Origin of the sequence: Corynebacterium sp. CTNIH16 (genome assembly GCF_032821655.1) — a bacterium.
Taxonomy (GTDB): Bacteria; Actinomycetota; Actinomycetes; order Mycobacteriales; family Mycobacteriaceae; genus Corynebacterium; species Corynebacterium marquesiae.
Window position 1 is genome coordinate 95230 of sequence record NZ_JAVBIG010000008.1, and the last position, 12577, is coordinate 107806.

Below are 12577 nucleotides of genomic sequence, written 5' to 3' on the forward strand. Positions count from 1 at the left end.
GGACTAGCCCTGCCACCTATCGCGGTTAGCGCCCTCGCGAGTGACCTCTTCATCGGTGCCGTAATCGTATTCATCGATAAGACCACGGCGCGCCTGGGAGGCACGCTTGCGCTCCGCTGCAGAAGCACGGGTGGTTCCTTTAAGGCGAGCATCCTCGCCGCGGCTAGCCATTGTCGGATCACCACCGGTCATCGGCTCCCACTCAAAGGTAATGCCACCGATGGTTACCGGGCAACCTTCTACTGCACCCTGCTCGCGCAGCTCATCCTCCACGCCCGCTTTGGCCAAGCGGTCCGCCAAGAAGCCCACTGCCTCATCATTTTCAAAGTCAGTCTGGGTAATCCAGCGATCAATCTTCTTGCCCTCTACGATGAAGCCGCCCTCGACTTCCGGATCACGCATGATGGTGAAATCAGCGAAGGAACCAGTATTCTTCTTATGCGCCTGTGCCTTCGGATGAATGATGGTGTGCTTCGGATCGCGCTTTGGCCTCGGCTGCGCATTATAGTGCTCCGTCACCATCTCCATGAGCTTATACTTCAGCGGATCCAGGCCTTTACGTGCCGCCGCGGAAATAATGAAAACGGGCCAGCCGAATTTCTCCTTGAGGTCATCCTTGACGAACTCCGCCAGCTCCTCCGCTTCTGGGACATCCGCTTTATTGAGAATAATAATGCGTGGGCGCTCGCGAAGATCGCCAAGACCGGTGTCCTCCTGGAGAGCTTCCTGATACTTAGCCAGCTCGTTTTCCAGCGCTTCGATATCGGATTCCGGATCACGGCCCGGTTCGATGGAAGCTGTGTCGACCACGTGAGCAAGCACCGCGGTGCGCTCGATGTGGCGCAGGAAATCCAGGCCCAAGCCCTTGCCATCGGCTGCGCCGGGGATAAGGCCTGGCACGTCTGCGATGGTAAAGGAACTATCCCCCATATCCACCACGCCGAGATTCGGTTGCAAGGTGGTAAACGGATAATCGCCGATCTTTGGCTTGGCTGCCGAAAGCACCGAAATCAGCGAAGACTTACCTGCCGAGGGAAAGCCCACCAGTCCGACATCTGCCATAGACTTCAGTTCCAGAATGAGATCATGGGCTTGGCCCGGCTCCCCCTGGAGGGCAAAGCCTGGTGCTTTGCGATTCTTGGAGGCCAGCGCGGCATTGCCCAGTCCGCCATAACCGCCTTCCGCGGCAACGAAGCGAGTGCCCGGGATGGTGAGATCCGCAAGGGTCTCCCCTTTTTCCGTGCGCACCACAGTGCCCGCGGGAACCTCGAGAATCAAATCCTCTCCGCGGGCGCCGTTGCGCATATCGCCGGCACCATTGCCGCCGCGTTGGGCCTTAATATGCGGGCGGTAGTGGAAATCCATAAGCGTATGGATTTGCTCAGATACCTCGAGGATGATGTCGCCACCGTGGCCGCCATTGCCGCCATCAGGTCCGCCCAAGGGCTTAAACTTTTCGCGGTGGACGGACGCACAGCCGTGTCCACCATCGCCTGCTTGCAGGTGCAGGACGACGCGGTCAATAAAACGTGCCATGTTCGCCTTCTCCTCGAAATATCGTGGGATCTGAAGTCTATCAGTTACCTTCTAAATTCAAACTAAAACGGCGGCCAGCGAGGCTTAGTGCCCAGCCCCCGATCCGCCTTCAGCATCTTCACCCGCAGACTGGTGCTCCTGTGCGGCTTCTTGTTCTTCCCGCTCTTTTCGCTTCTTTCGCCGGCGTCGGTTCTTCCACAAAATGAGAAACAGAGTAAGTAAAATGATGAGGACGACGGCAATCATCCACCATGACCAACCGAACCCGGCGGGCGATGGCTCCGGATTCCCGGGATCCAATGGATAGCGCTCCGCATGAACCAATAACCTATCGGTATTAAGCCCATATGGGGTACACGTAATGAGCGTGATTTTATCGTGCCCTGGTTCATAGGTAACGGCTTCATAATCATCGGGTTTAACTACTTCCCGGCTGGTCATTTTGTACCGTAAACGCTCCCCCATTACGTCGATGAAGATATCATCGCCTTCTTTAAGGGTGGGCAAACGGTCAAACATAGATGCATTGACCATGCCGGTATGCGCCGACAGCACCGCATTGGTCCCATCCCCACCCACCGGCAAGGTTGACCCAAACATGTGGCCAGCACCCTGATACAACACCTTTGGCGCGGTGGTATGGAACACCGGCAAATCCACATCAATCGACGGAATACGAATGCGGGCAATCATTCCCTGGGGCCCATCCACATTCAGCTGCGACATATAGTCTTCCATCCCGGGCTCTGTGTTCACCGGTGGCCGCGCGTGTGGCCCCTCTGCCAAAAGACGGTCATTGTATTCGTGGGCCCGTTGTAGCTGCCGCTCCTTTTCGTCTTGGCTTAAATCAGCGACCTTTCCACTATAGGCTTCTGTTTGGCGCATCAGCTTATTATGGTTTGCCAGTGTCGATACCACTGGGTACAACAGCAGCAAAGCCCCCAGAAGCAGCGCGATGATAGACACTGCATTGCCCTTCTTGCGCTTCTTTTGCGTCGAGGCCGGCCTATCTTTCGCGCTTGCTGTCACAATTAACCCTCGTCCTTTTCGGTTGGTGTGGCTGAATCTTCCTCGTCATCTCGGCGCCGGATCAATAAAATGATACCTACGAGGATCAACAGCACTGCTAGAACTGTCACGCCAATAATGGAAGCACCCGTGGAAGCGAGGCTGCCTACAATACCGCCGTGTTCTCCAGATTCATCACTAGTTTCGGGATCGCCTTCTTGGGGCGTCAACGGCCCTTTGTGCCCATCTTCATCTGGAGGCGTGGGGAAACCTGGAATATCACTTGGCCTATCCGGGCGCGGCTGAGAGGAGCCTGGTTCTGCAGGTTCAGCGGCAGGTCGCGACGTGGAAGGTGCCGAGGCAGAAGGCTCCGGCTCCGTATGCTGCGTTACCGCCGGAGTGGGTTTTGAAGTGGTGGTGCTTGACTCAGAGGGTGGAAAACACGATTCAAATTTATAGATAGGAACGTTGGTGCTTGCCGACACCTCTACCTCACTGCGCTGTGCATCCATGCCGTCCGTGGCTAATGTAGTTGTTGCACGCAGCTCTCCCGTAGCATCTTGCCTAGCCCGTGAACGAAGCGTGACCTTAACTGCGGTATTAGGGTCTAATTCACGAAGCTGCGCCAGCTTATCTAGAGCTTCCTTTTTAAGTTCAATAGTGACGCTGCCTTTTTTCTTTTCCACGGTGTAGCTCTTCACATCAAGCTCGAGAACTTCCCCTGCACCTACAAGACGTACGGACTCGACTTCAACGAAGGGAGCTGGTTTTGGCTGAACCGAGTCCGTGTCACCTTCCTGTGCCTCATGCATGTCCGATAACTCTGTGGTGAGCCGATAATGGCCAATCGACCCATCCGTGCTCGTATTCGGGGTAGCAGCAGAAATCTCGTATTTCACCACACCACCAGGGGCGACCGCATAATGCTCACCAGGAACTAAACACGATGTCCGCGGGATAATACTGACGTTGAGGACTTGTGCCTTCAATTCCACCCGATGCTCTTCACCATCGCCAGTAATAGCTATGACAAAGGGAGAATAGGACACGCTCGGATCTTGGGATCCTGGGTTATCTGCGATGTCAATCAAATAGATCCCGGGCTTAACACCGCGGAAAGTGGCCTTGCCATCGGCAGTCAAAGCCTCATCTATGCGGACGAAGTCCTCCGGGCTGTCTTTGAGCAACCGGGGAACATCCAGGGCCGGAAGATCCTTAGTGCCCACGCCATTGATGCGCGAAAGCACCAGTTTTCTATCTCCAATTTTCCCGAACCACTCGGCCCCCACTGACTCAGTGAGATCGACGTGCACGTCGCTGGCCCGGCCGTTCAACGTTTGAGCAGCTGCTACCGCAGTTTCTCCTGTATCGAAAGATGGCGCTACCAATGGTTGCGCCGCCAAGCCCGTTAAGAGGCTAGCCGCAACAACTCCCGCGCGTAATAAGCGCGGCCGTGGTTGTCGTTCACCCACTGTCAAGACCTTCCTTCAACAGGGCGTTAAGGGCACGCATAGCCACGAGCCCTTGCTGCTCAAAAACTATTCCGACGCCGGCCCTAGGCCGCGCCGGAATAGGCAATACTCGCAGACTAAGCGTTGCGACGCTTCAGCTGATAAGCAGCACCACCGATGAACAGTAGGGCACCAAGTCCCAGGATAATCAACATAGTGCGCATACCGGTGGCTGGGAGCTTGCCCCAAATATTATCTTTCACGTCATCCACGGTGGCGGTAAAGATGACACGCTCATCACGTTTGTCCTGCGAAGCTGTCAGGTGCTGTGGATCCGGGTTCACCAGGTAGCCTGCCGGCGCCTTAGTCTCAACCGCACAGTAGTCCTTTTCCGGATCAAATTGCAGGAAGTAGCCGTCTGCTACCGCTGCCTTGGTCTTATCGGCACCTACAGCCTTAAGGGTGGCGTCCGCAGCAGCTGTACCTTCAGCGTTGGCACCCTTAATCGGGGCAGCACCATCAGCTACCGTCCACTTTCCACTTTGTTCGGTACATTCAAAGACCTGGAATTCAGCACCCTCACCATTTTTATCGTCCTCGGTGGGATTACCATTCAGGTTCTTAGTAATGGAAACATCGTTGTAGTGGGTGACCGTCGGGCCATCTGTTTTATCTGTCGGCGAGGTGTTGATGTCATTTCCGTTGATATGCTCAACAGCGGTGTTGGTGATCTGACCGTTGGCCGGAATCTTTACAACTTTTGCATCGAATTTAATTTCCACTGCCAAGTCTGGGTGATCAGCTCGCGCCTGCGCCAGCTTTTGAAGTCCCGATTCCGTGAAATCGACGGTCAGGTTCTTACCAGAAATCTGTACGGTGTAGTCATCGCCACGAACAAGATCGACACCCTTGACTGCAACGGAAACTTGGTCTGCGGTGCTTGCATAATCGAGGTATTCGGACAGATCATCCGTCACCTGCAGCTTAGGCAGGGTACGCGCACCACTCTTATCGACGTCACCAGCGGGAACCGGTGCGGTGATGGTGTAGCCAATATTATCTCCCACGTTGGCATTGTTATTAGTGGAAGTCTTCTTTGGCTGAATGAGCTGGTTCTTTGGCGATACAGTCGGATTGTAGTTAATAGATCCGTCTTCTTGGGTCATAGGAATAGTGACCAAGAACGGCGAACCAACGGTGTACTTGGAGCCTGCTACTGGAAGCTCAGTAACCTTGTACAGGCCTACTGGAAGACCATCAAACTTAGCGGTGCCGCTTCCATCGGTGGTCAGCTCCTTAGCCTGAAATCCAGAGTCAATAGTTGCGGCACTAGGACCTGCAGCGACTTTATCCCCGGCTTCCTTCCAGCCTGCAGCGGTATCGAGAGTATTGTCCATTTGAACTTTCTCGATCTGGAACTTCATGCCCTTGAGCTTGTCCTCGGAGCCTACTTCACCGCTACGCTTGTCAAGCGTAAGGGAACCCGTTGCTTTGGCATCAATGGTTTGACGGGCCGAAGCAGAAGGAGCGGCAGCGGTTGTGGTGTCGCCAGGTGCAGCAAATGCCGCAGGGCTAGCAGCGGCCAATCCGGCGGCGAGTGCAATAGTGAAAGTCTTGGAAACAATACGAGACATATAAGGGTTGTCCTCTCGTTAATACCCATTTCGACTTTTCCAAATGAGCCGACAGAGTTGAGTGAAGGAAATTCTGAACAGAGTATATGTGAATACATAACCCCAGCACAAGCGGAAGAACCATTAAATCCAAGCATCGCAAAATAGTATCTAACAAATACTAATTCCAGATCCTCGCACGGGCGCTACTACCCATGGAGATACTTATTGCGAAGCTCCTCCCGCCGGCAAAGTTTTGGGTCATATCTTAGTTTTCTTGCAAACTAATCCTCCTTAAATAGGACTGCTATTAACCGAAATTCGGCTCTAATCGCCGCGAAATCTCGCGGCTATAAAACACGCGCTCTAGCCGTTCATATACCGCAAAGCGCTGCGCATTCTCTGCGGACCCTGTCCCACTGTTCCCGCCTCTTTAATTTCAAGGAGCAGGAACAGTGCGCGGCGCTTTAATCTTGAACGGTTGGACGATCTTCTTCGCCATCTTCATCTGGACGACGTAGATAGCGCCACAAGCCGAAGCCTAAGAGGATCAGCCCAAGTACCAGTACCCACACCAAAGTCTGCATTCCGGTTTCAGGCAATAGACCTCCGATGAGCCCAGAAGGTCGAAGCGCTCCGTGAGAATCACTAGCTGAGGTAGTGAACTGATGTCCGTCCTCAGAGGCCTGCGCGGTCACCTTAACTTCAGGCTGGCCTGAATCCGGATAGCGATAGGTCTCGTCCTTGTCTGCTGGGATTACAACGTCGAAGGAGCAAGTGAAAGATTCTCCCCTAGCCAGGGACTGTGGCGGTGCGCATACGCTCGACGGAACGACTCCGTCTTCGCCTACTTCTACCGATGTGCCGTCCTTAACCAGGGTTAGTCCTGCAAGAGAAGCATCTTGGATTCGGAAGTCGGACAGATCATACGCGCCATCATTGGCTACCTCGTAAGACATACTCATCTTCTCGGCCTCAGCAGGCAACAAGGTGGTTCCAAAGAGATCGCCGGTTAGGTTGCCCAAAGGCGTGCCCTCAATCGACTTCGTGACGCTTATGCCCGCGAATTTATTATCGGCGGTCAGCGTCCAACGGTCACCAGAGCGGGAAGTATCTTTCCCGTCTGCCACCGGCCGAACCGTGAACGATACTGGTCGAATCGGCTCAGAACCATTTTCCTTGGGGTTGCTAGGAATAGCCGCAGAATGTTCAGTATCTGCTTCTACCAAATCGCCATGCTGCGAAATATGGAAAATCGAATCATTGTTCTTCACACCGTCATCTATTTCATTAACGGTGCAAGGGCTGTTCACCGGAATGTTTTTAATCGTATAACTTTGTCCTGCCTTAAGCGTGAATGCATTGCTCTGCGAAGAATCGCTCAACGCTGGATCGCTACACGAGTGCTCGAACCGGAAAGTAGCATCCTTGCCCACGGCCCCATCTGCAGTCTTGGTAAAGGTGGCATCATAATGAGCCCTAGGGTGGTAAATATCCACACCGATTACTAGCTCCGTCTGATCCGAAGGCAGATTTCCAGCCGTAGCGAAAGAGTACTTGAGGTTCTTGTTTTCGGCAGATACGTCTTCGGTAGAAATATCCGAAAGCAATCCTCGTGCACCCTCACGCTCGCCTTGCGACCATTTGGTGTACTGCGTCAACGGGGTTCGTTCGCCGTTCGTCACCTCAAGTTCGCCGCGGGGTTGTAGTGCTGGACCGCTGAGCTCCAGTTCACAGTCAACGCCCACTGGCAGGTCCATAGTTTGGCCATTTGCTGGGGCCTGGTCCGATTGGGAAAGCTCTGTTGCAGCAACAGAAGCTAGTGGGAATTGTTGGGAGGCTGCCGAGTCTGCGGGATCCTTGCACACAACATTAGCTTCATATCCTTGGGAATCGGCGCCCACCAGGTAACCAAAGTTACTCAAGACTAGTTTCACAGGAGCAGTCCGTCGCTCAACGCGATTGACAAAATGCAGGTCCTGAGCGTCACTTGTGTCTGGGGCTGGCGCATACGCAGTCACGGTTCGCTCGTCTGGTGTAATCCGCAAAGTCTGCGGAGTGCTAGAGCTCTCTTCTTCAGCGAACCTGCAGTACGAACCAGCAGGCACGATAGCTTCGTCCGAAGCGAAGGACAATATGGACTCATCACCGTTTGAACCAGTGCCGTCAAATTCCGATTTCTTCAACGTCGACGGCAAGATATAACTCGACTGCGGACGCAGCTTCTCTGGAATAAAAGAGGTCTCACCAATATTATTTGTCTGATAGCCAATGGCCTTGCACTGCATAGTGAAATTGAAAGGATAATCCTCCGGAATTTCCTTCAGGTTGCCATCTTTGCCTACTAGATCCTTACTGATCTTTACCTTTGAGGTTTCGTACTCATAGTGGTTGTCGAGACGAATCTTATTGTCATTCGGTTCATCCACAGTAAGGAATGCTGGCGAGGTTGTCTTTTCATTATCCAGCTTCTGATCTGGGTAAGCGTTTCCACCTTGCCTATCCACCACCCAGTCAATATACGCGGGCCGTAAGTACGCATTTAGATCATCGCTGCCATCGTTCATGGTCAGCTTTAGGGAGCCAAAGTGGTCACCAGTAATTTGGCAATCCGCACCCACCGGGACACCGGTGAAGGTAGTCTTGCCTTCGCCCTTAATGGATCCGCTTTGGCTCTGCAGTACTGCCTCGTCTCCCGTTTCCGGATCACGGCATACTAAATCAAAATGGTGATCATAAAGCGCATCCTGCAGATCCTTATTGGCATTCTTGTACTGATCACGAATGCTATCGCTCGGCAAAATTGCCTTTTTGCTGAGCTCAATATACGTGGTTCGACGGGAATAGGTATTTACAAAGGTTACGTCGACACTGTCGGAATTGCCTACGGTAAACTTCGCCGTTCCTCCTTCTGTGGGGGTTCCATTGACGTTAATCGACTTATCCAGGGTGATGCCCACCGCTGTGGTTGTTTCTCCCTCTGAGGCAGTACAGTCAGAGCCCACGTTGACCTGAATAGGTTCGCTTGGCCGTCCTTGTTGAACGGTCGTTGTGACGTCAATGCCTGCGGAGCCATCTGGGTTAGTACATTTCAGTTCGACAGGGAAGACACGCTCCGACTTAATTTTGCGGCGTGCATCAGAGATCAAGGAATCAGGGTCGTTAAACTCCACCTGCTTGGAGTCCTCAACCGAAGCTTGGATGAAGTCATAGTGATGATGCACATCCATGGTTGATTGGTCACCAATAGTGAACTGTGCCCCGTCGCCAATATCGTTACCTTCATTATCGTCTGCGGCGTACAAGTATTCTGAATCATTGCGAATCGGATATTCGTTGCCACTTTCAGAGGTTCGTTTATTTGAGTTACCAGACTCTTTTAGCGAGCAATTAGTGCCCTTCGGAACTTTCTGGGCAGGAATGACTACCTGATCGCCGGAATTAAGGTCAAAATTGGTGGTATAGCCATTGTCACAACGCAATGAATACGACAACGATTCAGGCGCAAGAGTGCTCCGCCCGCCGGTACGCAAGGAAACCGTAAGGCCTTTTCCGGCAGCGGTGAATTTATTGGTTACCGTTGCGGGATTGTTCTCGGCGTTGACCGTTGTCTTTGCGCTATCAACATCTGTGCTGAAGATAATTCCACCAGCAACATTTGGTGTCTCTTCAGTGAAGGTGCAGTCATTGCCGTAGGGAACGCCCAACTTTCCATCTTGGCTATTTAGCTTCGAGGCAAGGCTAGGATCATCAGATTCCAACCGCATCGTTCCATCACCTGGCACGACTACTTTACCGCTTAGCTCAACAGGCAGAACCTTACCGTTATCTCCCGCAATGTTTCGGGTTCCACATCGATACGTAAAAGTATAGGAATCGGGTAGCACACCCTCGACCTGTGAATCTATAACTTTATGCAGGTCCACGGTTCCCAGTTTTGGATCGTAGATGTTTGAAACCGTCACAAGGTTGCGGTCTGAGCCAGAAACCTTGCGAATAGTGGTTATTTTTTGAGATTTTGCGTCGGAATTATCCAGTTCCGTTACCTTGTCGCTAGCATCCGAGGCGCGAACCTTAGCACCTTGAAAGTGCGTAGAGGTGGTATCTCCTGGTTCATTTTCCCAGACTAGACAATCTGCACCGATTCGTACTTCGCCGACGCTCTTTTCGCCGTCCTCTGCGGTGATTGTAGTACTACCCTCACTTACGGTTTGTCCCTCAGAAGAGCAACGATAATTAATATCAAAGTTTAAAGCCTTTAGCCCGTCGGTACCCGCGGCCAAACCTGTTATCTCTTTGCGGATAACTAGAGGCGAAGTTAAATAGGAATAGCTAGTTTCGAAATGTAGTTCCTTTGTTTCACCTTGCTTATCCAAGGTGAAGTGAAAGCCATTGTTTCCATCAGGATCAAGGTGCTGGCCGTTTAGGGAACCGTCGCGCTTATCCAGTTTGATCGTTTGGCGTTGCTGCTCAGTGAGGTCAGTCAACGGGGTTAAGACGCAGTCACGCCCCACTGGAAGATCCGGAATCGTCACTGCGTTGGTGGGGTTGGATTTAGTCAGATCAAAGGAGACTTCTCGTTGCCCCAAATTTGTGCCCTCACACCGCACGCCGAATCGGTAGGTTCCCCCTACCTTCCCGTCGCTGACAGGCTTTCCCAGAATGTGCTTGCTCAGTTTCAGCGAAGCTTTTTGATAGTCATACTTATTTAAGGCTTTTGCTGACCCCGCAACAACACCACTGGTGTCTCCTGCTGCGGGGCTAAGATCGACCTTTACAGGGCTATCAATATTTCCTGTGGCCTGTTGCCCATTCCAAGACAGGCTGAAATCGATCCCTGCACCGGGTTGACCACCATCCGTCAACTTCTCAGTTACAGTACAACTAGAGCCCTGAGGCAATCGGTCGATTACGGTGTTTGTACCACGCTCGAGCTGTACGTCATCTTCCAGCTTGATGTCTGGGTATGCAGTCGTGAACCCAGCAGGTGCAGTGCACTTATAATGCAGCGTAAATTTTTGTAGCTGCACGTCACTAAAGTTCGCAGCTGAACCTTCTACGTTCTTGCCCAAGGTTAAAGAAGCGGGCTTAAATTTTGACCTCCATACAACGCTACAATTAGGTTGTCTTGTTTCGCTTGAAGGCAACAGCAGCCGAGACGTTCCACTCGCGGTATCTTTTTCAAGAGAGTATCCATCAGGAACGCTGCCCCCTTTAATTACCTTGGTCTCGCTAGTGGCCTCGGAGGAATTAAGCGTACAGGTCCATACAGGGTCATACCGATCGAATGCCTTGTCCGTTGGATTAGTCTGCGACCGAAAGCCAATCCGGTCCTGCGCAGTACCCGTCGTGTCCAACCTGCGCATCGCGGTGGTATAACCATTTTCTGGTGCCGGCAAATCGGTATCCGCATTCCCGTCACGTAGGAACGGAGTATAGCTAGCAGTTCGGGTTTGACCGCTCAGCTTTTCCTCGGTAGTGGATTCTACTTGGGCGAAATCCTTGGCGGAACCGAAATTGATTCGGCTCAATGCCACGCCCATAGCGACGGCTTGGGTACCGCTGCTATAAGAGCCCATGCTGATTTCCATTTTTTGCGGTTTATCCACTCCAACGATCCAGGAAGCGTGACTGCCGGTTTGCTTTGAATGGCAGACAAAACCGCGACTCCTTCCATCGGCCATTGGACCCCACCGATTATCCACAGGCTCATTATCCGCACCAAACTTGAGTTCACAGGCACGTTTCTCACCGGCTCCTGATTTAAGCTCGGTGGGTGCGCTTACTTGTCCTCCGTCCACGCTGATCATTTCACCGGGACCGCCCGCACCGGTTGCTTCCGCATCGGCGACTGCGAACCGATAATTCGACACGGGAGCAGAGCTTTCCCCTCGTTTGACCACTATGTTATCCAACGTGAACCTAGTGAAGCTATTGTTGCCGCCCGTCATTTGCAGGACGTCCTTGAGATTTTCACTTCCTTTTTCAAAGAAACCAGGCTTGCCAAAGACGGCTAGGTTCCACGAAGGATTGGGTTCCGCAGTATATTTGGTCGCCGAGTCTTTAGCATCAATCGAGAGATCAAATTCAATGGTGTAGTCGCCAATCTTTCTGGTCTTGTGACCAGGCGTGGTCATGTTGCTAACATCCAACCAACAAATTTGGCTCGCCCATGGCTCGGTTACGCCGGTTCCCTTTCGGAAGGCGCAGTCCCCAAATGGCGAGCCAGTGGTCGTCGAGGTAGTAGCGGCCTCAGCCTGAGGCTCATTGTGAGGCGCTACTAGGAGTGCGAGCCCGACTAAAAGGATCGTTACACAGGCCATCAACCGCACGGCGAGCGGACTATGGAAACGATGCTGGCTATTGGCAGAAAAAGCCATACTTGCGTAATCCTTCCGGTTACAAAACCGCCGAAACAATATGATCTGTTTACCTCATAAACACACAATCTCAGCGCTATTCCCAAAGTATGTTACTCGGTAAATTAAACCTTTCCAACCGCGTGACAAGGATAAATGGAGAAAATTTTGGGTTCCCGTCAAGCTAATATCCAGGAATTTATTGCCCCATAGAATCTATTCCTTCAAGTGCTCCATCACTGGCGAGTTGGACGAATGGCTCTGCATGCAAGTCGGTTCTTGAGAAGCAAAACTTGAAGCATTCTGAGCGAAATTGCGCCATAGCTATTTCAATAGCTCAATTACCCTGAAACCACCGCATTCCTTGCTATTCGCATATGCAGCACAGTGTCACCTGGGTGATGCCTACTAGATTCCTAAAGCTCTGCATCGGTGAGGCAGCTTAATTGTCCTCCCCCCCAAAGCCGACGTGAGAAGGGAGCGGTCTGTGGGTTAAGGGTCAAAAAGTGTGTCCGGAATCGCGGATTTTCACGGATTGACCTGTAGGTTTCCGGAAAGTATATGCTCCGGAAGCATATATCTAGCCCCCGACGGGAAATCCTCGGTGTGG

Annotated in this window: 5 protein-coding genes; all 5 read right to left on the reverse strand. The window is 52.4% G+C overall.

Annotation, left to right across the window (positions count from 1 at the left end; all coding sequences use genetic code 11):
* Window positions 1–3 precede the first annotated feature (3 nt).
* The 5 genes from obgE to RAE04_RS08505 all read right to left on the reverse strand — a co-directional run bounded on the left by obgE (window position 4) and on the right by RAE04_RS08505 (window position 11988).
* Window positions 4–1536, reverse strand: coding sequence for a GTPase ObgE (gene obgE / locus RAE04_RS08485; protein ID WP_317027078.1), 1533 nt, complete (start codon window positions 1534–1536; stop codon window positions 4–6).
* Between the two features lie 84 nt (window positions 1537–1620).
* Window positions 1621–2565: a class C sortase gene (locus tag RAE04_RS08490; RefSeq protein WP_317027079.1), complete on the reverse strand. Its 945-nt coding sequence runs from the start codon at window positions 2563–2565 to the stop codon at window positions 1621–1623.
* A 2-nt stretch (window positions 2566–2567) separates the two neighbouring features.
* On the reverse strand, window positions 2568–4016 hold the full coding sequence (locus RAE04_RS08495) for a hypothetical protein (RefSeq protein WP_317027080.1): 1449 nt from the start codon (window positions 4014–4016) through the stop codon (window positions 2568–2570).
* A 116-nt stretch (window positions 4017–4132) separates the two neighbouring features.
* Window positions 4133–5629 carry a SpaH/EbpB family LPXTG-anchored major pilin gene (locus tag RAE04_RS08500; RefSeq protein ID WP_317027081.1) on the reverse strand — a complete coding sequence of 499 codons (1497 nt, stop codon included), beginning with the start codon at window positions 5627–5629 and terminating at the stop codon, window positions 4133–4135.
* A 446-nt stretch (window positions 5630–6075) separates the two neighbouring features.
* Window positions 6076–11988 (reverse strand): DUF5979 domain-containing protein, encoded by a 5913-nt coding sequence (locus tag RAE04_RS08505; RefSeq protein ID WP_317027082.1) that lies wholly within the window; start codon window positions 11986–11988, stop codon window positions 6076–6078.
* Between the last annotated feature and the right edge of the window lie 589 nt (window positions 11989–12577).